Below are 19247 nucleotides of genomic sequence, written 5' to 3' on the forward strand. Positions count from 1 at the left end.
GAAGCTAGCCGATCGCGGCGATCACCTCGGCCGGCGCGGCCTCCGGCTGCAGCTGTTCCATGGTGCACTGGGTCGGCGCCTTGTCGGGCCGCCAGCGCAGCAGGCGGGTCCCGTGGCGGAACCGGGCGCCGGTGACCTGGTCGTAGCGGACCTCCACCACCAGCTCGGGTCGCAGCGGCGACCACTGCGCGCTGCGGTCGGTGGTCCAGCGGCTGGGTCCGCCCGGCGCCTTGCCGGTGAAGCCTGGGGGTCCGGCCAGGGCCTCGAGCCTCCGGGTCAGGTCGGGCCGCTCGGCGTCGCTGATCATCGAGGTGAAGCCGACGTGGTTCAGCAGGCCGGCGTCGTCATAGAGGCCCAACAGCAATGACGCGACGAATTCGGAGTCCTTCTCATAGCGGAAGCCGCCGACCACGCAGTCGGCGCTGCGCAGCTGCTTGACCTTCAGCATGGCGCGCTCGCCGGGTTGGTAGGCCTCGTCCAGACGCTTGGCGACGACGCCGTCCAGGGCGCCGCCGGATTGGGCCAGCCAGTCCTCTGCGGCCTTGCGGTCCTCCGTCCCCGGAGAGAGGCGGATGGCGTCAGCGCCCTTGAAGCTGGCGGCGATGGACTTGAGCGCCATGCGCCGCGCGCTGAGCGGCTGGCCGACCAGGGACTTGCCGTCCTCGCCCGCCAGGCAGTCGAAGACGATGAACTTGGCGGGCGTCTCGCGGCTGAGCTTCTCCACCCGGCTGGCGGCGGGGTGCAGGCGCGCCTGCAGGGCGTCGAAGGAGAGCTTGCCGTCCACCGAGATGGTGAGTTCGCCATCCAGCACGAAACACGTGATCGGTAGCTCGGCCAGGGCCGCCGCCATTTCGGGGAAGTACCGGGTCAGGGGCTTACCGGACTTGGACTGCAGCTGGACGTCGCCTCCGTCCTTGAAGGCCAGGCAGCGGAAGCCGTCCCACTTGGGCTCGAACCGCCAGCCCGGCTCGTCAGGCAGGGCGGCCACCAGCTTGGCCTCCATGGGCGGCAGGTCGAAGGGGACTTTGAGGGTCACGCAAGGCTCCGATCGAAAGACTCCGCAACCCGCTCGGCCGCCGAGTCGTTCCGGCTACGCCGCCAGCCGCTTCCAGACCTGCCGGTCGGTCCAGATCTTGTCCATCTCGCCCTCGTCCTGGCGCTTGGCCAGACGGGCCATGATCTCGAAGTCGACATTGACGTAGCGCATCGTCACCTCGTCGGGGTTGCAGCCGAAATGGGGCGCGACGAACAGCGCGGCGTTGATGGCCGGGGCCTTGGCCATGATCAGCAGACCCAGGCGCTTGGCCCGCTCGGGCCGGCGGTGATGCAACAGAGGGCTCTCGGCGTAGAGTTCCTGCCCGAGCCGGCTGACCGCGTTGAAGGGCAGGTCACGAAACCGGCGGTTCGTGATCTTCGGCGTCATCTTCAGGCCGTTGAGGTTCAGAACCACGTCGTTCATCAGGAAAAGCATGGGCGACTACGCGATGGGCTGGGCTTGGGGGAGCACAGCGCCAATGTCGCATGGCTGACTTTAGGGCTTGTGCACAAAGGCGATGAATCGCGGGTTCACCCTGGCTCAGGCGTCCTCTACCGGCTCGGTCAGGAAATGGCGGCCCTTCTTGTCCTCAATGTCCACAACCCAGAGATCGGGGTCGATCCGCAGGGACTTCTGGATATAGCGGTCGAGGTCAGTCTCGTTGTCGAACAAGGCGGGCCGCATCCAGATGCGCTCGCCATCACCGCGGGTGGCCTCGGAATAGAGCCGGGTGGTCTTGTCATCCAGGTTCAGCACCTTGACCAGCACGCTGCCGGCCCGGGCGTCACCCTTGCGCGCCACGATGCCGAAACCACCCGCCAGTTCGGCGCGGCGGATCAGGGCGGCCACCCAGATGTCCGTGGACAGCATCATGTCGCAGCAAGGTCTCTCGTAACGGACCGGAAAGGGCGAGCGTCTAGGGTGGGCTCAACGTCCCGACCATAAGGGACAATGAGAGAGCATGACGAGCCCAACGCACAACAAAGTGCGGCGCCCGGCGTGTTGGTGGATGGGGACTGCCCTGGCCGTGGCGCTCAGCGCCGCGCCCGGACTGGCGAGCGCGAGCAGCGTCGACCTCTTCTACGAACGCACGGTGATGACCGCGGCGGACGCGCGATGCGGCCTGTTCTCAGGGCCCGTGGGCTCGGCCCTGGCGGCCGCCCAGGCCCAGGCCCGCGGCGCGGCCCTGCGCGCCGGGACCGACCGTGCGACCCTCAACGCCGTTGAACGGCGCGCGGCGCAGAAGGCCAGCGCCGTGGCCTGCGACTCCGCCGACCTCGACTCGGCCGCCAGCCGGGTGCGCACCGCCTTCGAGGGGTACGCCAAGCTCATCAAGATGGACTATCCGGGCGATGTCTCGGCCTGGCGCGCCGACCGCAGCTCCTCGTCCACCGGCGCCCGGTGGCGCCTCATCCAGGACGGCCCCTTCGATGGGGGCCGCATGGCTTTCGGCCTGGCCGGCCGGGCCGGCGCGAACCGGCTGATGGCGGTCGCCACCTTCACCGACGGCGCCGAGCCCTACGCCGCGCGTCTGGTCCTGCGCGATGCGGCGCTAACACTGGGCCCCTATCTCGACACCCGGGGCGAGCCCCTCGACCGCCTTCCCCTGACTCGCCGCTTGCCGCCACCCGCCGCTCAGACCGCCTATCCGGCGGAGGCGCGCAGCCGGGCTGGCCTCGATCTGCTGCCGAAGGACGTGAAGAACGGCTGGGCCTTCCGCTTTCCGGCGGAGGCCGCACGCACCTTGTCGGGCCTCGATCCGCGCGAGGCGGTGATGGTGGAGTTCCTGTTCGCGGGGGACGCCGCGCGCCGCGCCTATGTCGAGGTAGGAGACTTCGCGGCCGGGCGGGCGTTCCTGCAAACAGCCAGCCGCTAGGCCCCACCTTTCCCGCCCGTCTACGGGGAAGGGGGACCGGCTAGGTCGCGGTCTCTTCGGCCGTTTCGGGCGCAGGCTCGATCTCGGCAAGCTCCATCACCGGCAGGCGCACCGTCACCGTGGCGCCCTCCCCCAGCTGGCTTTCGATGGCCATGTCGCCGCCGTGCAGTTCGGCGAAGGCGCGGACCAGGGAAAGGCCCAGACCCGTCCCCGCCGCGCGTTGGTCGGCGCCGCCCGCCTGTTCGAAGGGCTTGCCCAGGCGCTGCAGGTCGGCCGCGCTGATGCCCACGCCGCTGTCGGCGACGATGAGCTCCAGCATGGGGCCCTCCGCATGGGCGGTCACCGTCACCGTCCCGCCCTTGGGGGTGAACTTGAGCGCGTTGGAGATCAGGTTCAGGGCGATCTGCTTCATGGCCCGGCGGTCGGCGTTGACCTCCAGCGGCTCCTTGGGCATCAGGCCCCGCAGGCTGACGCCCGCGCGGTCGGCCTGGCCTCGCATCAGGCGCATGACGGCGGAGATGGCGTCGCGGGCGTCGAATTCCTCGCGATAGAGCTCGAACCGCTCGGCCTCGATCTTCGACATGTCCAGGACGTCGTTGATGAGCTCCAGCAGGTGCTCGCCGGACTCGTGGATCAGGGCCGAGTACTCGCCGTACTTCTCGGGCATCGGCCCGAACAGCGACTGCCGCATGATGTCCGAGAAGCCCATAATGGCGTTCAGGGGCGTGCGCAGCTCATGGCTCATATTGGCCAGGAAGCGCGACTTGCCGGCATTGGCGGTCTCGGCGTCGATGCGGGCCTGATCGAGGGCCTGTTCGCGCGCGCGCTGAGCGCCGGCGTCGCGGATCGAACCGGTCAGCCGCTGCGGGTTCACCCGCCGCAGGGAAAGTTCGTGCCAGAGCGCCGGCGCGCCGGCCGGCGCGAACCCGACCTCGGAACGCCCCTCCAGGATCGCCTCGCGCAGGGCCGCCTCCAGGCGGGGACGATCGGCGGGGGTGGCGAGCTGCGCCAGGGGGCGGCCCGCTAAAACCTGGCCCTTCAGGCCGCGCGGCGCGTTCCCCCACGCGGTGACCAGCTTGCCGCCGGGCTGGACGATCAACAGCAGATGCGGCTGATCGCCCAGCGCCTCCCGCAGGCGGACCTCCATGAGGGCGCGGCGGCGTGTGTCCAGGATCACCCGCCGCTGCAGGACGATGAGCGCCAGGCCAAGCCCCACCGAGGTGGTGATGACCGCCACCGCTCCCAGGCCCGAGGCAAGGTCATGGGCCGGCGCGGGCGGCAAGCCGAGGGTCAGGCCGGCCAGCAGGGAGACGCAGATCGCCGCCAGACTGATCGCCGCCCCCATGGCCAGGCGATCAATCCGCCCCATGGCGGCCGCGGCGGCCAGGGGCGCCAGGTGCCATACGGCCAGGGGACCGGCGACGCCGCCGGTGAGCAGGGCGGCCAGGACGCCCCCCGCGCCCCAGTTGAACAGGATCAGGCTGTGGGCCGCCACGTGCCGTGACCGGGCGAGCACGAGGCCGGCCAGGGCGGGCGCGGCGCCCAGCGCCAGGGCGCTCATGGCCGAGGCGGTCTGGAGGATCGGGGCGAAAAGCATGACGCCTACCCCGAGACCCAGCACGGCGAGCCAGGTCGCGTGCCACCATATGAGCTCCTGCGGCGGTTGTCCGCCGGGGGTCCCCATGGGTCGGGTGGACACGTTCTCGACCACGTCTAGTCTCGGGACCTCCGCCCATCGGCGCGCACACGGCGCCAGTGCGGAACATTACGCTGGCAGGTGAGTCCCTGCGAGGCTCCTCGCGTCCTGGGGGATGAAGTCCAAGCCCATGATCTTTCAGGAAGAAACGAAATCGTAAGCGCCTGCGCCCCACATTGGGGATCAACAGTCAAAGGCGCGAACGTCTTCATGGCCCACCCGGCGGCCCTTCCCGACAATGACGACCACTCGCCGCTCGCGGCTGCGCCGCGGTCGAACGCCCGCGCGCGCCGTCAGGCCGCCCTGGACGACCAGCAGCGCTCCTTCCTGCGGATGGTCAGCCACGAGCTGCGGACCCCCCTGAACTCCATCCTCGGCTTCTCGGAGATCATCTCCCAGGAGCTCTACGGCCCGCTCGGCGCGCCGCAGTACAAGGAATATGCCGGCATCATCCGCGCCAGCGGCCAGCGTCTGCTGAACCTGGTGAACCAGATTCTGGAAATCGCGCGCCTTGAAGGCCGGGCCATGGACCTGGACCTGCGGGTCGAGGCCCTGGACCACGCGATGGACGACGCCCTGGACGGCCTGCGCGAGGAGATCGCCAACCGCAAAACAGTGGTCATCGTGCGCGAGGAAGGATCCCTGCCGTCGGTGAGGGCCGATCCGCGCGGCCTTCGCACCGTGCTCACCAACCTGATCCACAACGCCGTGGTGTTCTCGCCGGAGGGCTCGGCCATCGAGATCACCGCCACGCGAGACGGCGACGAGATCGACATCCGCGTCCTCGACCAGGGTCCCGGCATCGACCCGGCCGATATCGCCCGCCTGCTGCGCCCCTTCGAGCAAGGCGACAGCGCCCTGACTCGCCGCAGCGAGGGGGCGGGCCTGGGCCTGCCCATCGTCAACCTGCTGTGCCAGGCCATGGGCGGTCGGCTGAAGCTGATCCCCGGCCCCGAGGGTGGCCTGCTGGCCAATGTTCGCCTGCCGGCGGGCTGAGCCCACGGTTGCGCGCGGGCTTGCGGCCCCTTAAGTCGCCGACAGCATGCGCACCATCGAAGACGATCTCGCCGACCTGGTCTCGGAGTTCGACCTCCTGGAGGATTGGGAGGAACGCTACCGCTACGTGATCGACCTGGGGAAAGACCTTGCGCCGCTGACCGACAGCGAACGCAGCGAGGCCAACAAGGTGCGGGGCTGCGCCAGTCAGGTCTGGCTGGTGACCGAGCCTCACGCCGACGGCACGGTGACCTTCCGGGGGGATTCCGACGCCCATATCGTGCGGGGCCTGATCGCCGTGGTGCTGCGGCTCTATTCGGAAAAGGCGGCCGCCGCGATTCGCGATTTTGACGCCAAGTCAGCCTTCGACCAGCTCGGCCTGAGCGGCCACCTGTCGGCGCAGAGATCGAATGGCTTGGCCTCGATGGTGGGTCGTATCCGGCGCGACGCCGAGGCGCTGGCGGCTTAAGCCGCGCGGATGCCGCTGCTGGAGCTGGTCTGGCCCTGGATGCCGACCACCGCGTCGTAGCCCAGGATCATGTCGACATCGACGCCGTTGGTCGCCAGCGGCAGGCGCAACCAGAGGATCGACATGTGCGAGGCGCCCCGCCAGGAAAGGCTGTGGACCCCCACCGCTGGCCGCCGATCTTCAACGATCTTGCCCAATTCGACCCGCCAGTAGTCGGCGGCGGCGCTGTTGTAGACGTCGTCGAGGCCGCGTCCGGTGATCTCCCGGCCATAGACGCTGTAGAGGCCGGTGCCGGCCAGGCGCAGGCGGAAGTCCAAGGGATCGCGACGCACGTCGATCAGGCTGACCGTCGGCAGGAGGCGCTTGAAGTCCTCGGGCTTGATGTCGCCCCGGCCCGGCAACCTGGGCCCACTCCGGAGTCCCGCCCAGTAGGCATAGAGCTCCTCATGGGCGCGGGCGGCCGCTGCTGATGATCCGATCTGTGCCGCCATATTCAGATTCCTTAACAACCCCTTGGAATCACGACGAATCACTTATCGCCTGAGCCGCGAATCTGCGGCAAGGCGAAATCGTGGCGCAGGCCAAGAAATCCGAATTTGCCGCAGGCGGCAGGTCCAGGTTTGGCACGCTCCGGACAGCAAAACGCCCGCCGGGTGGGCGGGCGTTCCGTCTCTCATCGCGAAAGAAGCGAGAGGCCTTATTTGCGCTTGCGGGGGGCCTGACGGCCGCCTTGGCCCAGGCCCATCTGCTTGGCGAGGTCCGAGCGCGCCTTGGCGTAGTTCGGCGCGACCATCGGGTAATCCTTCGGCAGACCCCACTTGGCCCGGTATTCCTCGGGGCTCATATTGTATTTCGTACGCAGGTGGCGCTTCAGAGACTTGAACTTGCGGCCATCCTCCAGGCACACCAGATGGTCCGGCGTGATTGAGCGGCGGACGGGGACCGCAGGTTCCTTCGGCGCAGCTTCCTGAACGTCAGAACCCTGTGAAATACCAGACAGCGCGCGGTGGATGCTCTGGATAAGCGCGGGCAAATCCGAGGCCGCGACCGAATTGTTGCCGACGTAAGCGGAGACAATATCCGCCGTCATCTCAATGACTTCCGACTTCTCGTCCATAATTCTCGATTCCGTATTGGGAAACTACCCAAGTGGGGGGGATGACTGATTCACGACATCAGTTACGGGGTCATTATAGGGGACTCAAGCCAAGCACAAGTGGCGCGAACCGGGATGAACTTGGGCGAACGCGTTCGCTGCAAAGACGAACATCGGTTTTTCGCCCAAAGGTGGCGCCGCACCGCAGTAGCGAAGGCGCGATAATCTCGAACACGACAGTCCGCAGAGCCAGCGTTGATCAGCAGCTGGTTCTGAGCAACATTAAATCAGACTTTTGCTCCTGCCGCGCCTAGCGGCCGAATTCCTTGGACAGCGCCAGCATGGCCGCGCGCTGTGGAATTGAGTATTCGTCTGCCCCGTCCTCATCGCCGTCGCGAATCGCCTTGAGCAATGCCGGAGTCAGGGCGGAGGAGAGGGACCAATTCCAGTAACGTAGAACGGTTTGCGCACGATCAACCGCGATCATGTCGTAGGTGGTCAGCACCCGATCCAGGTTCGGATCGGGGCTTCCGTCAGCCGCGGTTTCGGGGCGCCGAAGGCCCCGCCACAGGGCCCGCACAGCCTGCTTGGGGAGGCCCGTGGCCTTGCACAGGATCGCCAGCGGTTCTCCGCCCGGATCGGTGAAGATCTTCGCGCCGGTCATGGGTTTCAGGCCCGACAGGTAGGAGATTTCCTCCGCCGTCTCGCGGGTCATTCCACCTTGCGCCGCAGCAACCGCGGCCTCGAGACTGTCGAACGGCGATTTTTCAATCGCCGCCCGGTTGCGTTGCCGGCGCTCGATAAACTGCAGCGCTTTTCTCGCCAGCGGATCTTGCCAGTTCTCGGCGGCCGCCATGGGGAAGATGTCGCCAGTGGCTTCCTGCAGCACTTCACGGGAGACCGCAAACCGCTGGAGGATGGTGCGCCTAGCGTCGGCGTCGGCCCACCAGAACAGCACATAGGCGTGGGCCGGCCGCAACTCAGGGCGACGCAGCAGGGTCGGGGCGGTACGCGCGTCGCCGCGCGTGGAGGCCACGATGGCCTCCACGCAGGGGTTGGAAAGCTTGGCGAGGTCGTTCTTCAGCAGGCACTCGATGACCAGGGCCTCACCGAACTCGATCAGCACCTCGCAGACCACCTCGCTGACCCCGCGCCGCATGGCGATCAGGCGGCGGTGCTCCAGTCCCGCCGAGCGGGCGCAGTCCAGCAGGTCGGAGTCCGACAACGAGGCGCAGTGGGTGAGCAGGGCCTCGGCGATTTCCACGTGATCGCGCAGCAGCAGGCGCACCAGACTGGCGGGAATTTCCGACAGGTTCGCCAGGCGGCGGGCCACCTTCAGCCGGTCCGCCGGTTCGGCCTCCCGCAGCATGTCAACCAGCAGGTCGGCGGTCATGGCGCGCTCGAAGGCGTTCACCCGCGACGACGGCAGGCAGACGACGTCGGCCATCCGCTTGAGCAGGGCGGCGCGCGCCCGGAAGATGGGCGGCTGTCCGGTTTCGGGAGGGGTCGCGGCTGGGTTCATGGTGATCTGTGCTGATCACACCATAGCGGCCTTAACCGGACGTTTTCACGTCACTTGAACGTGGGCGCGCTCCACTGCTCCCAGATGTCGGGAACGTCGGTGGAAACCCTGTCGGTAAAGGCCGGCGGACGCTTCTCCAGGAAGGACATCACACCTTCGCGAGCGTCGGCCATGGCGCCGCGGGTCTGGATGCCGCGGCTGTCGGCGCGGTGGGCCTCCATGGGGTGGTTGGCGCCCGCCATTCGCCACAGGAGCTGGCGGGTGATGGCGATGGACACCGGCGCGGTGTTGTCGGCGATCTCACGGGCCAGGGCGCGCGCGGCCGGCAGCAGGTCCTCGGGCGCATGCAGCGAGCGGACCAGGCCCTTGTCCAGGGCCTCCTGGGCCGAGAAGATGCGGCCGGTATAGCACCACTCCAGAGCCGTTTGGATCCCTACCACCTTGGGCAGGAACCACGAGGAGGCCGCCTCGGGATTGAGGCCGCGCCGGGCGAAGACCAGGCCGAACCGGGCCTCGGTGGAGGCCAGGCGGATGTCCATCGGCAGCTGCATGGTGACCCCGACCCCCACCGCCGGGCCGTTCACCGCGGCGATCACCGGCTTCAGGCTCTCATAGATCCGCAGCGTCAGGAGGCCGCCACCATCGCGCTGCACGCCGTCGCGGGTGCGGGCTTCCTTGTCCTCGCCGCCGCGCGCGTCGTAGTCGAAGGTCTGGGCGCCTCCGGAAAGATCAGCTCCGGCGCAGAAGCCCCGGCCGGCGCCCGTGACGATCACAGCCTTCACCGCATCGTCGGCGTCGGTGACGTCGAAAGCCGCGATCATGTCCTTCATCATCTGGGTGTTGAAGGCGTTCAGCTTGTCGGGCCGGTTTAGCGTGATGGTCGCGACCCCGTCATCGACGGCATAGGCGAGCGTCTCGAAAGTCTGCGTGGCCATCGTCTCTTCCTCCCTGATTTTCTTCAGTTCGCACCGCTTGACGGACGGTCCGTCAAGCGCCGCATCGTCGGATTAAGAACGATAGTTTGGGAGGAGGTCCGGAGCGCCGCAAAGGCGTCCGGCCCCCAGTTTTCAGGACCCGCCATGCATCCGGCCACCCACGCCAAGACCCATCCCGACCGCGCTGCCTACATCATGGCGGGAACCGGGGAGACGGTGACCTACAGGCAGCTGGACGACCGCTCCAACCAGGGCGCGCAGCTTTTCCGGTCCCTTGGCCTCGTGACCGGCGACGTCATCGCCATCCTGATGGACAATAGCCCGCGCTTCTTCGAGATCGCCTGGGCCGCCCAGCGTTCAGGGCTCTACTACGCCTGCATCTCGTCCAAGCTGACCGCGGGCGAGATCGACTACATCATGAAGGACTGCGCCGCGAAGCTGCTGGTGACCTCGGCGGGGATTGGGCCGGTGATCGACGAAGTGCCGGCCCTGCTGCCGGGCGTGCGGCTCTACATGGTGGGGGATGCGCGGGCGCCCTACGAGAGCTTCGAGGCCGCTCGGGACAAGATGCCGGCCACGCCGGTGGCTGACGAGACCGCCGGCCGCGACATGCTCTACTCATCGGGCACCACCGGCCGCCCCAAGGGAATCAAGCCGCCCCTGACCGGCGGACCGATCGACGAGGCGGGCGGCGTGGCGAACCTCGCGGCCGGCCTGTTCGGATTCAAGCCTGACAGCGTCTACATCTCGCCCGCCCCGCTCTATCACGCGGCCCCGCTGCGCTGGTGCATGGCCGTTCATCAGCTGGGCGGCACGGTGATCGTGATGGAGAAGTTCGATCCTGAGGCGATGCTGGCCCTGATCGAGAAGTACAAGGTCGACGTCGGCCAGTTCGTACCTACCCACTTCGTGCGCATGCTGAAGCTGCCGGAAGAGGTGCGCACCCGGTACGACGTGTCCTCCATGCGCTCGGCGGTGCATGCCGCCGCCCCCTGCCCCATCCCCGTGAAGGAACAGATGCTGGCCTGGTGGGGCCCGGTGATCCACGAGTACTACGCTGGGTCAGAGGGCAACGGCTTCTGCTATGTCGGCCCGCACGACTGGCTGACCCACAAGGGCACCGTGGGCCGCGCGATCCTGGGCGAAGCCAAGATCGTCGGCGAGGAGGGCGAGGAATTGCCGCCCCGCAGCGAAGGCACGGTCTATTTCGCCGGCGGCGCGCCGCTGACCTATCACAACGCGCCCGACAAGATCGCCGAGAACACCAACCAGCACGGCTGGACGACGCTGGGCGATGTGGGCTGGCTGGACGAGGAGGGCTTCCTCTACCTCACCGACCGCAAGAGCTTTATGATCATCTCCGGCGGGGTGAACATCTATCCGCAGGAACTCGAGAACCTGCTGATCACCCACCCCAAGGTGGCCGACGCCGCCGTGGTGGGCGCGCCGCACGAGGAGATGGGCGAACAGGTGGCCGCGGTGATCCAGCCGATGAACTGGGACGAGGCCGGCGACGCCCTGAAAGACGAGCTGATGGCCTTCTGCCGGGCCAACCTGTCCCACGTGAAGTCGCCGCGCATCCTCGACTTCATGCAGGAACTGCCGCGCCACCCTACCGGCAAGCTCTACAAGCGCCTGATCCGCGACGCCTACTGGGGCAAGGAAGGCTCCAAGATCGTCTAGACCGCCCCGGCATAAGGTGTAGTCTGGCTACAGCATGAGCCTCCGGACCCGCCTCGCCCAGAACGTAGCCAATCCCTCTCCGGGGATTGGGCGCGCGCGAGTCTAGACAGACCTCTTCGCTCACCGATCCCCCGCAAGCCTGCGGATGGATCGGTCACCCCCTCTCCATCCGCGTTCCAAGATGGAGACAGACATGACCCAACCCGACTGGTGGTACGACGACCTCAAGCAGGTCGGCCTCGATTTCGAGGACGACGTCCAGGTCGCGACCTATGACGCCCGCCAGGGCGGCGACCTGGCCGCCGACCGCGCCCTGCTCTCCGGGCTGGGGGTGACCCGTGAGACCGCGTTGGCCGATATCGGCTGTGGCACCGGCATCCTGGCCTGCGCCGCCGGCGGCATGGCCCGCTCGGTCCGGGCCATCGACGTCTCCGACACCATGCTCAACGCCGCCCGGACCCGAGCCCGCGAGATGGGCGTGACCAACATCACCTTCGAGCTCGGCGGCTTCCTGACCTTCCCGGCCTCCGGTGACCTGGACCTGATCATCACCAAGAACGCCCTGCACCACCTGCCCGACATGTGGAAGTCCGTGGCCCTGACCCGTATGCGCGACGCCCTGAAGCCCGGCGGGCGGATCTACATTCGCGACGTGGCCTTCAACTGCACTCCCGACGCCATCCCGCGCACGGTGGAGAGCTGGATCGGCTGGATGACGCGAGAGACCGGCTACAGCCGCGAGGACGTCGCCTGCCATGTGCGGGAGGAGCACTCGACCTTCGGCTGGATCCTGGCCCGGATGATCGACGACGCCGGCTTCCGGCTGCTCAGCCGCACCCATGACGGGGTCTATGCGACCTTCCTGGCCGAGGCGGTCGCCTGATCTGGCTTCCACTGGCGGCTGTCACCCTCTAGAGGTCGAACACCTGTTTCAAAGACGAGGACGAGAAATATGAACCCCGTGGAATTCAAGGATCTGCCCGGTCTGGTTGGCCAGGAGACCGGCGTGTCCGACTGGCTGGAGATCACCCAGGAGCGCGTGAACCAGTTCGCCGAGGCCACGGGTGACCACCAGTGGATCCACGTCGACGTGGAGCGGGCCAACCGCGAAATGGGCGGCCCCATCGCTCACGGCTACCTGACCCTGTCGCTGCTGCCCTTCCTGGGCGGTGGACTGATGCCGGTGAAGGGCGTCACCCGCGGGATCAACTACGGCTCCGACAAGGTGCGCTTCGTGAACATGGTCCGGGTCGGCAAGCGCGTGCGTCTGCGCCAGAAGCTGATCGGCGTCGACGCCAAGGCCGGCGGCGTCCAGATCCGCATGGAATGCACCATCGAGATCGAAGGCGAGGAAAAGCCCGCCTGCATCGCCGAGACCCTGTCCCTGCTGTACGGGGCGTAAGAGCTGCAACGGCCCTCCCTGCCTTCGGGCGGGGAGGTTCCGCCCGCTACCAGTCGGGCGAGACAGCCTCTTCGGCCGAGGCCGCCTTGGCGCCCGTGAAGACCTCATTGGAAGCCGTGGTCACCGGGGCATAGGGATTCTCCACCAGACCGATGGTCTCGCGGATGTATTTGGCCTGGGTGACGATCCCGATCTCCAGGCGCTCATTGTTCAGTTCTACCTGCTGGGTCAGCAGGCCCGCGATGAACTGGGCGGGCTGGGCCTCGGTGGCGCCCGAACGGCGGCGCGAATTGTCGGCCATGAACACCGGTCCGCCGGAGTTGCCCGGGAAGACGCTGAAGTCGAGCAGGAAGGTCGGGAAGACCTTGGCCGGCGCGATGGGATAGGAGGCCACGCGGCCGGCGCGCAGAATCGGGAAGCCGGCCCGGTTGGCCGCCAGGCCGCGGGGAAAGCCGAGCGCCATCATCTCGTCGCCCGCGCCCACCTTCAGCGAGGCGAAGGTCTGATCGTCGGCCAGCCAACTCAGCGGAATGGCGGCCTTGGCGAACTGCTCGGGCGCCGTGATCGAGATGGCGGCCACGTCGCGGGACGGATGGTGGGTCCAGAGTTCCCGGCCCGCGGAGTCGCGGATCTTCAGGGTCTGGGGCGAATAGGTCCAGGAGCCGTCGGGATTCTCGATCCGGTAGCCGATGCGGGCTTCGGCGCCAGGCATCTTGGCCAGGACGTGGTTGGCGGTGACGAGAACGGTGCGGGGCTGGCCATCGGGGCTCAGCGACTGGATCAGGAAGCCGGTGCCGACCGTGCGAGTGCCGTCCCCGAGGGGCTGCTCCAACTGCACCGTCGCGTGGATCAGTTCCACGGATAGGTCATAGACCATCGACGTCCCCGAAAAATTTCTGCAACTCGCGGAACCAACTAGCGGGATACTTCCTTAAGAAGGTCGTTAACGCAAAGTCCGATCTGCACTCGAGGCCCGCGCCATGTTGCCGCGTGGCCTCAGCGTTACGCCTTGAGAGCGTCCCGCGCCTGGGCCATCTAACAGGGATGACCCGCCCCACTCCCCCCGTCGCCCGGCGTGAGCCGAAGTCCATCACCCAACTCGGCCGCACGCGCGTCGATGACTACGCCTGGATGAAGGACGAGAACTGGAAGGACGTCCTTCGCGACCCCAAGGTCCTGCGGGCCGACATCCGCGATCACCTGGACGCCGAGAACGCCTATACCAAGGCCCTGCTGGACGACCCCACCAAGGCGCTTCAGGAGGCGCTGTTCGCCGAGATGAAGGGGCGGATCAAGGAGGACGATTCGTCGGTGCCGGCCTCGGACGGCGCCTGGGACTACTATGTCCGCTACGAGATGGGGGCCGAGCATCCGATCCATGGCCGCCGTCCGCGCGGCCGCACCGACGGCGAAGTCGTGCTGCTGGACGAGGAGACGCTCTCGAAGGGCAAGGCCTTCTTCCAGGTCGGCGCGGCCCACCACAGCCCCGACCATCGCCTCTACGCCTGGGCGGCCGACGAGCAGGGGTCGGAGTACTACACGATCCGCATCAAGGACCTGGCCACCGGCGAGACCTTGGCCTTCGAGATTGAGAGCGCCTATGGCGACTTCACCTTCTCCCCCGACAGCCAGTGGCTGTTCTGGATCTGGCGCGACGAGAACGCCCGGCCCTCCAAGGTCTATCGCCGTCCGGCCCGCGGTGGCGAGGACGTCCTGGTCTATGAGGAGGCCGACGACGGCATGTTCCTGGGGGTCGGGACCACCTCGGACGACAGTCACGTCGTGGTCCATGTGGGCAATCAGGAGACCACCGAGATCTGGCTGATCCCAGCCAGCGATCCGACCCGGCCGCCCTTCGTGGCCGAGCCTCGCCGGGTAGGGGTGAAGTATGAGCTGGACCACTGGACCGACCGCTGGGTGATCCGCACCAACGACGACGGGGCGGTGGACTTCAAGCTGGCAGCCAGCACCGCCGAGATTCCGGCAAGGTCCACCTGGACCGACTTCGTCCCTCACCAGCCGGGCCACTACGTCACCGGCTTCTCAGCCTATGCCGGCCACCTGGTGCGGCTGGAGCGGGTGAACGCCAACGACCGCATCGTGGTCATGGCGCGCGGCGGCGGCGAGCATGAGATCGTCTTCGACGAGGAGGCCTGCGCGCTCTCGCTGAGCGGCGGCTACGAGTACGACACCACCGTCACCCGCTTCATCTACCAGTCCCCGACCACGCCCCGGCAGTGGTTCGACTACGACATGGCCAGCCGCGAGCGGACCCTGCGCAAGACCCAGGAGATCCCCTCCGGCCACGATCCGGCCAAGTACGTCGCGCGCCGCCTGACGGCCACGGCGGCGGATGGCGCCGAGGTTCCGATCACCGTCCTGATGCTGCAGGACACGCCCCTCGACGGCTCGGCGCCCCTGCTGCTCTACGGCTACGGCGCCTATGGCCATGCCATGGAACCCAGCTTCTCGATCCGCAATCTGAGCCTGGTGGATCGCGGCTGGATCTGGGCCACGGCCCATGTGCGCGGCGGGTCCGACAAGGGCTGGGGCTGGTTCCTGGACGGGCGCAAGGAGAAGAAGCCCAACAGCTTCACCGACTTCATCGCCTGCGCCGAGCACCTGTCTGCTGAGGGATACGGCAAGGCCGGGAAGATGGTGGCCTATGGCGGCTCGGCCGGCGGCATGCTGATGGGGGCCATCGCCAACCTGCGGCCCGACCTGTGGGCCGGGGTGATCGCCGCCGTACCCTTCGTCGACGTGCTGAACACCATGAGCGACACCACCCTTCCGCTGACGCCACCGGAGTGGCCCGAGTGGGGCAACCCGCTGGAGGACGAGGCGGCCTACGACACCATCGCGGCCTACAGCCCCTACGACCAAGTGGCCCCCCGGCCCTATCCGCCGGTGCTGGCGACGGGCGGCCTGTCGGACCCCCGCGTCACCTACTGGGAGCCCCAGAAATGGGTCGCCAGGCTGCGTCAGGTCTCGACCTCCGACGCCCCCATCCTGCTCAAGATCAACATGGACGCGGGCCACGGCGGCGCCTCAGGGCGGTTCGACTTCCTCAAGGAGATCGCGCTCGACTACGCCTTCGCCATCTGGGCCGTGGACAGGGGTTGGGAATGATCGTCAGGCCATCGACTGCGGCCGATGCGGAGGCCCTGGCGGCCATCTACGGGCACGACGTGCTGCACGGCTTCGGCACCTTCGAGGAGGTCCCGCCAAGCCCTGCGGAGATGGCTCAGCGCCGTCTGGCCATCGTCGAGCGGGGCCTGCCGCACGTGGTGGCTGAGGAAGGCGGCCGGGTTCTAGGCTTCGCCTATGCGGGGCTGTTCCGGCCTCGCGCGGCCTACCGGTTCACGGTGGAGGACAGCGTCTATGTCGCCCCCGACGCTCACGGCCGTGGAGTGGGCAAGGCCGTGCTGACGGAGGTGCTGGCGGCTTGCGAGGCCCTGGGCCTGCGGCAGGTGATGGCGGTGATTGGCGACAGCGGCAACGCCGGGTCCATCGGCCTGCACACCTCGCTCGGCTTCGAGCCCGCCGGGGTCTGTCGCAGCGTCGGCTTCAAGCACGGGCGCTGGGTCGACACCGTCTGGATGCAGAAGCCCCTCAACGGCGGCGATACCAGTCCGCCGGCCGCCGAGGGCCTGGCCCTGACCGGGCACTAAAGCCTGGTCAGCCTCAGGCGCAGGGCGTTGGAGATCACGCTCACCGAGGACAGCGACATGGCCGCCGCGGCGATCGCCGGGGTCAGCAGCAGACCGAACGCGGGGTAGAGCACGCCGGCCGCGATCGGCACGCCCAGGGCGTTGTAGACAAAGGCCAGCACCAGGTTCTGGCGGATGTTGCTCATCACCGCGCGCGACAGCCGCCGCGCGCGCAGCAGGGCCGCGAGGTCGCCGCGCAGCAGGGTGATGCCGGCGCTCTCGATGGCCACGTCCGATCCGGCGCCCATGGCCACGCCGACGTCGGCGGCGGCGAGCGCCGGGGCGTCATTGACCCCGTCGCCGGCCATGGCCACCACCCGGCCTTCGGCCCGCAGGCGGTGAACCACGTCGGCCTTCTGGCCGGGCAGGACCTCGGCCTCGACCTCGGAGATCCCCAGCCGGTCCGCCACCGCCTGGGCCGTCACCCGGTTGTCGCCGGTGAGCATGACCACCCGCACGCCCTGCTCGCGCAGCTGGGCCACCACCTCTGCGGCGTTGGGCTTGATCGGGTCGGAGATGCCGATCAGGCCGGCCAGGGCGCCGTCCACCGCCACGAAGATCCCCGTCGCGCCGGTTCCCCGCAGGGCCTGGGCGGCGGCGCTCAGCGGACCGGTGTCGATCCCCGACTCGGCCAGGAAGCGGTCGCTGCCGATGGCCAGGCTGCGGCCTTCCACCGAGCCGGTGACACCCTTGCCGACGGGGGAGTTGAAGTCCTGCGCCTCGCCCAGGGCAAGGCCGCGGTCGACGGCCGCGCGGACCACGGCCTCGGCCAGGGGATGCTCGCTGCCCCGCTCCAGGCTGGCGGCCAGGCGCAGCAGGTCGGCCTCCGCAAAGCCTTGCGCCACATGGATCTCGGTCACGGCGGGGCGCCCCTCGGTGAGGGTGCCGGTCTTGTCCACCACCAGGGTGTCGACCTTCTCCAGCCGCTCCAGGGCCTCAGCGTTCTTGATCAGCACACCCGTCTGGGCCCCGCGTCCGACGCCCACCATGATCGACATGGGGGTGGCCAGGCCGAGGGCGCAGGGGCAGGCGATGATCAGCACCGAGACGGCGGCCACCAGGGCGTGGGCCAGGCGAGGATCGGGTCCCAGCAGCCACCAGGCGGCGAAGGCGGCCAGGGCCGCGGCGATGACGGCCGGCACGAACCAGGCCGAGACCTGGTCGGCCAGGCGCTGGATCGGGGCGCGGCTGCGCTGGGCCTGGGCGACCATCTGCACGATCTGGGACAGCAGGGTGTCGGCGCCCACCTTGTCGGCCCGCAGGATGAAGGCGCCGGTCTTGTTGATGGCCCCGGCCACCAGGCGGTCGCCAGGCGCCTTGTCCACCGGCAGGGACTCGCCGGTGACCAGGGCCTCGTCCACCGCGCCCGAGCCCTCCAGCACCTCGCCGTCCACCGGGACCTTCTCGCCGGGGCGCACCCGGAGGCGGTCGCCGACCGCGATCTGGTCGACCGCCACGTCCTCGTCGGTCCCGTCCGGGCGCAGGCGCCGCGCGGTCTTGGGGGCCAGGGTGAGCAGGGCCTTGATGGCGCCCGAGGTCTGCTCACGGGCCCGCAGCTCCAGCACCTGGCCCAGCAGGACCAGCACGACGATGACCGCGGCGGCCTCGAAATAGAGCGGCGGCTCCCCCATCGAGCCTTTGAAATCATTGGGAATGAGGCCCGGGAACAGGGTGGCGAAGGTCGAGTAGAGCCAGGCGGTCCCGGCCCCAAGCGCGATCAGGGTGAACATGTTGAGGTGGCCCGACCGCAGGCTGGCGGCGCCCCGCTGGAAGAAGGGCCAGCCGGCCCAGAGCACCACCGGGGTCGCCAGCAGCAGCTGGATCCAGCTGTTCCAGGCCATGGGCCAGGGGGTGGCCAGGCCCATCAGGTGTCCCCCCATCTCGAGGAAGAAGATCGGGGCGGTCAGGGCCGCGCCGACCCAGAAGCGGCGGGTGAAGTCCACCAGCTCCGGATTGGGGCCGTGGTCCAGGCTGACCAGGTCGGGCTCCAGGGCCATGCCGCAGATCGGGCAGGACCCCGGCCCCTCCTGGCGGATCTCCGGGTGCATGGGGCAGGTGTAGATCGTGCCCGGCGGGGGCGGCGGCTCGGGCTCCCGCTCGCCCAGGTACTTGCCCGGATCGGCGGCGAACTTGGTCTTGCAGCCGGCGGAGCAGAAGCCGAATTCCACCCCGTCGTGGACGTGGCGGTGGGTGTCGGTCTTCACCGTCATGCCGCAGACGGGGTCGATCAGGGGGGCTTGCTCGGACATGTCGGTCGCCACGGATGGAGGACAAGGGTGCTCTGCAGTTATACCCCCCAGGGGCATATTGCAATTACCCCCTGGGGGTATATACGGGCGGCATGAAGCGCGAGAACAAAGCCAAGCTGCAGGGCCGGTTGAGCCGGATCGAGGGCCAGGTGCGCGGCATCGCGCGGATGGTCGACGAAGACCGTTATTGCATCGACATCCTCACCCAGCTGCAGGCGGCCCGCGCCGCCCTGGCCAAGGTCGAGACCGAGATGCTGCGCGACCACCTCGGCCATTGCATCGAGGGCGCCATCGTCAGCGGCGACGCCGCCGAGCAGCGCCAAAAGGCCAATGAACTCATCACTCTGCTGGAACGCAGCACCCGCTAAGACCCCCCTGCCCCATGAAGGCCGCCCTCCCCGCCGCCGCCGCCCTCGCGGCGCTGGCCTGGCAAGCCCACGGCCAGGACAGCCACGGCCGACACGCCGCGCACGACGGCCAACATTCGCCGACAAGTGACCGTCAGGGTCCCGCCGATCCCCATGCGGGCCACGACATGGCCGGCATGGGGATCGTTCGCTCGAAGGTGGGGTGAGGG

20 protein-coding genes are annotated in these 19247 nt (G+C 68.4%); 10 read left to right on the forward strand and 10 right to left on the reverse strand.

What is annotated here, in order from left to right; genetic code table 11:
• Positions 1 to 4 precede the first annotated feature (4 nt).
• The 3 genes from Q8N10_RS15995 to Q8N10_RS16005 form a co-directional block, all read right to left on the reverse strand.
• A complete protein-coding gene (locus tag Q8N10_RS15995) occupies positions 5 to 1036 on the reverse strand; it encodes an ATP-dependent DNA ligase (RefSeq protein ID WP_304779099.1) in 1032 nt (343 codons plus the stop codon).
• A 54-nt stretch (positions 1037 to 1090) separates the two neighbouring features.
• Entirely contained in the window at positions 1091 to 1471 is a 381-nt protein-coding gene (locus Q8N10_RS16000) for a hypothetical protein (RefSeq protein WP_304779102.1), read from the reverse strand.
• Positions 1472 to 1576: 105 nt separating this feature from the next.
• Positions 1577 to 1909, reverse strand: coding sequence for a DUF1491 family protein (locus tag Q8N10_RS16005; protein ID WP_304779104.1), 333 nt, complete (start codon positions 1907 to 1909; stop codon positions 1577 to 1579).
• A 136-nt stretch (positions 1910 to 2045) separates the two neighbouring features.
• Here Q8N10_RS16005 and Q8N10_RS16010 point away from each other — a divergent pair, with 136 nt between their 5' ends.
• Positions 2046 to 2912 carry a hypothetical protein gene (locus tag Q8N10_RS16010; RefSeq protein ID WP_304779106.1) on the forward strand — a complete coding sequence of 289 codons (867 nt, stop codon included), beginning with the start codon at positions 2046 to 2048 and terminating at the stop codon, positions 2910 to 2912.
• A gap of 40 nt (positions 2913 to 2952) precedes the next feature.
• Here the strand turns inward: Q8N10_RS16010 and Q8N10_RS16015 are convergent, their stop codons facing one another.
• Positions 2953 to 4623 carry a HAMP domain-containing sensor histidine kinase gene (locus Q8N10_RS16015; RefSeq protein ID WP_305339176.1) on the reverse strand — a complete coding sequence of 557 codons (1671 nt, stop codon included), beginning with the start codon at positions 4621 to 4623 and terminating at the stop codon, positions 2953 to 2955.
• A 195-nt stretch (positions 4624 to 4818) separates the two neighbouring features.
• On the opposite strand from Q8N10_RS16015, the gene Q8N10_RS16020 reads away from it, so the two are divergent.
• On the forward strand, positions 4819 to 5604 hold the full coding sequence (locus Q8N10_RS16020; RefSeq protein ID WP_304779112.1) for a sensor histidine kinase KdpD: 786 nt from the start codon (positions 4819 to 4821) through the stop codon (positions 5602 to 5604).
• Between the two features lie 46 nt (positions 5605 to 5650).
• Positions 5651 to 6073: a SufE family protein gene (locus tag Q8N10_RS16025; protein WP_304779114.1), complete on the forward strand. Its 423-nt coding sequence runs from the start codon at positions 5651 to 5653 to the stop codon at positions 6071 to 6073.
• Here the strand turns inward: Q8N10_RS16025 and Q8N10_RS16030 are convergent.
• The 4 genes from Q8N10_RS16030 to Q8N10_RS16045 all read right to left on the reverse strand — a co-directional run bounded on the left by Q8N10_RS16030 (position 6070) and on the right by Q8N10_RS16045 (position 9626).
• Positions 6070 to 6564: a PAS domain-containing protein gene (locus Q8N10_RS16030; RefSeq protein ID WP_304779117.1), complete on the reverse strand. Its 495-nt coding sequence runs from the start codon at positions 6562 to 6564 to the stop codon at positions 6070 to 6072. The genes Q8N10_RS16025 and Q8N10_RS16030 overlap by 4 nt on opposite strands.
• 206 nt (positions 6565 to 6770) lie before the next feature.
• Complete coding sequence (locus Q8N10_RS16035) at positions 6771 to 7190, reverse strand: MucR family transcriptional regulator (RefSeq protein ID WP_215341617.1); 420 nt, start codon at positions 7188 to 7190, stop codon at positions 6771 to 6773.
• 289 nt (positions 7191 to 7479) lie between these two features.
• A complete protein-coding gene (locus tag Q8N10_RS16040; RefSeq protein ID WP_304779121.1) occupies positions 7480 to 8691 on the reverse strand; it encodes a DUF2336 domain-containing protein in 1212 nt (403 codons plus the stop codon).
• A 50-nt stretch (positions 8692 to 8741) separates the two neighbouring features.
• Complete coding sequence (locus Q8N10_RS16045; protein WP_304779123.1) at positions 8742 to 9626, reverse strand: crotonase/enoyl-CoA hydratase family protein; 885 nt, start codon at positions 9624 to 9626, stop codon at positions 8742 to 8744.
• A 144-nt stretch (positions 9627 to 9770) separates the two neighbouring features.
• Between Q8N10_RS16045 and Q8N10_RS16050 the strand changes: the two genes are divergently transcribed.
• The 3 genes from Q8N10_RS16050 to Q8N10_RS16060 all read left to right on the forward strand — a co-directional run bounded on the left by Q8N10_RS16050 (position 9771) and on the right by Q8N10_RS16060 (position 12711).
• Positions 9771 to 11309 carry an acyl-CoA synthetase gene (locus Q8N10_RS16050; RefSeq protein WP_304779125.1) on the forward strand — a complete coding sequence of 513 codons (1539 nt, stop codon included), beginning with the start codon at positions 9771 to 9773 and terminating at the stop codon, positions 11307 to 11309.
• A 193-nt stretch (positions 11310 to 11502) separates the two neighbouring features.
• Entirely contained in the window at positions 11503 to 12192 is a 690-nt protein-coding gene (locus Q8N10_RS16055; RefSeq protein WP_304779127.1) for a class I SAM-dependent methyltransferase, read from the forward strand.
• Between the two features lie 69 nt (positions 12193 to 12261).
• Positions 12262 to 12711 carry a MaoC family dehydratase gene (locus Q8N10_RS16060; RefSeq protein ID WP_304779130.1) on the forward strand — a complete coding sequence of 150 codons (450 nt, stop codon included), beginning with the start codon at positions 12262 to 12264 and terminating at the stop codon, positions 12709 to 12711.
• Positions 12712 to 12757: 46 nt separating this feature from the next.
• Here the strand turns inward: Q8N10_RS16060 and Q8N10_RS16065 are convergent, their stop codons facing one another.
• A complete protein-coding gene (locus tag Q8N10_RS16065; RefSeq protein WP_370690207.1) occupies positions 12758 to 13570 on the reverse strand; it encodes a serine protease in 813 nt (270 codons plus the stop codon).
• A 185-nt stretch (positions 13571 to 13755) separates the two neighbouring features.
• Between Q8N10_RS16065 and Q8N10_RS16070 the strand changes: the two genes are divergently transcribed.
• Both Q8N10_RS16070 and Q8N10_RS16075 read left to right on the forward strand, forming a co-directional pair.
• The gene (locus tag Q8N10_RS16070; RefSeq protein WP_304779134.1) at positions 13756 to 15840 is read left to right on the forward strand and encodes a S9 family peptidase; all 2085 of its coding nucleotides are present in this window, start codon (positions 13756 to 13758) and stop codon (positions 15838 to 15840) included.
• A complete protein-coding gene (locus Q8N10_RS16075) occupies positions 15837 to 16382 on the forward strand; it encodes a GNAT family N-acetyltransferase (RefSeq protein WP_304779137.1) in 546 nt (181 codons plus the stop codon). Before Q8N10_RS16070 ends, Q8N10_RS16075 begins: the two co-directional genes overlap by 4 nt.
• Here the strand turns inward: Q8N10_RS16075 and Q8N10_RS16080 are convergent.
• Entirely contained in the window at positions 16379 to 18670 is a 2292-nt protein-coding gene (locus Q8N10_RS16080; protein WP_304779139.1) for a heavy metal translocating P-type ATPase, read from the reverse strand. The genes Q8N10_RS16075 and Q8N10_RS16080 overlap by 4 nt on opposite strands.
• 92 nt (positions 18671 to 18762) lie before the next feature.
• Between Q8N10_RS16080 and Q8N10_RS16085 the strand changes: the two genes are divergently transcribed.
• Positions 18763 to 19038, forward strand: a complete 276-nt coding sequence (locus Q8N10_RS16085; RefSeq protein ID WP_304779142.1) for a metal-sensitive transcriptional regulator — start codon at positions 18763 to 18765, stop codon at positions 19036 to 19038.
• 14 nt (positions 19039 to 19052) lie between these two features.
• Positions 19053 to 19244, forward strand: a complete 192-nt coding sequence (locus tag Q8N10_RS16090; protein WP_304779144.1) for a hypothetical protein — start codon at positions 19053 to 19055, stop codon at positions 19242 to 19244.
• Positions 19245 to 19247: the final 3 nt, after the last annotated feature.

The sequence above is a fragment of the Phenylobacterium sp. genome (genome assembly GCF_030693625.1).
GTDB lineage: Bacteria > Pseudomonadota > Alphaproteobacteria > Caulobacterales > Caulobacteraceae > Phenylobacterium > Phenylobacterium ferrooxidans.

Coding starts and splice junctions, on each gene's coding strand:
- Q8N10_RS16075 (WP_304779137.1), top strand. CDS start 15,837: ATGATCGTCAGGCCATCGACTGCGGCCGATGCGGAGGCCCTGGCGGCC.
- Q8N10_RS16035 (WP_215341617.1), bottom strand. CDS start 7,190: ATGGACGAGAAGTCGGAAGTCATTGAGATGACGGCGGATATTGTCTCC.
- Q8N10_RS16080 (WP_304779139.1), bottom strand. CDS start 18,670: ATGTCCGAGCAAGCCCCCCTGATCGACCCCGTCTGCGGCATGACGGTG.
- Q8N10_RS16055 (WP_304779127.1), top strand. CDS start 11,503: ATGACCCAACCCGACTGGTGGTACGACGACCTCAAGCAGGTCGGCCTC.
- Q8N10_RS16045 (WP_304779123.1), bottom strand. CDS start 9,626: ATGGCCACGCAGACTTTCGAGACGCTCGCCTATGCCGTCGATGACGGG.
- Q8N10_RS16000 (WP_304779102.1), bottom strand. CDS start 1,471: ATGCTTTTCCTGATGAACGACGTGGTTCTGAACCTCAACGGCCTGAAG.
- Q8N10_RS16020 (WP_304779112.1), top strand. CDS start 4,819: ATGGCCCACCCGGCGGCCCTTCCCGACAATGACGACCACTCGCCGCTC.
- Q8N10_RS16040 (WP_304779121.1), bottom strand. CDS start 8,691: ATGAACCCAGCCGCGACCCCTCCCGAAACCGGACAGCCGCCCATCTTC.
- Q8N10_RS16005 (WP_304779104.1), bottom strand. CDS start 1,909: ATGATGCTGTCCACGGACATCTGGGTGGCCGCCCTGATCCGCCGCGCC.
- Q8N10_RS16070 (WP_304779134.1), top strand. CDS start 13,756: ATGACCCGCCCCACTCCCCCCGTCGCCCGGCGTGAGCCGAAGTCCATC.
- Q8N10_RS16060 (WP_304779130.1), top strand. CDS start 12,262: ATGAACCCCGTGGAATTCAAGGATCTGCCCGGTCTGGTTGGCCAGGAG.
- Q8N10_RS16025 (WP_304779114.1), top strand. CDS start 5,651: ATGCGCACCATCGAAGACGATCTCGCCGACCTGGTCTCGGAGTTCGAC.
- Q8N10_RS16050 (WP_304779125.1), top strand. CDS start 9,771: ATGCATCCGGCCACCCACGCCAAGACCCATCCCGACCGCGCTGCCTAC.
- Q8N10_RS16010 (WP_304779106.1), top strand. CDS start 2,046: ATGGGGACTGCCCTGGCCGTGGCGCTCAGCGCCGCGCCCGGACTGGCG.
- Q8N10_RS16090 (WP_304779144.1), top strand. CDS start 19,053: ATGAAGGCCGCCCTCCCCGCCGCCGCCGCCCTCGCGGCGCTGGCCTGG.
- Q8N10_RS16030 (WP_304779117.1), bottom strand. CDS start 6,564: ATGGCGGCACAGATCGGATCATCAGCAGCGGCCGCCCGCGCCCATGAG.
- Q8N10_RS16085 (WP_304779142.1), top strand. CDS start 18,763: ATGAAGCGCGAGAACAAAGCCAAGCTGCAGGGCCGGTTGAGCCGGATC.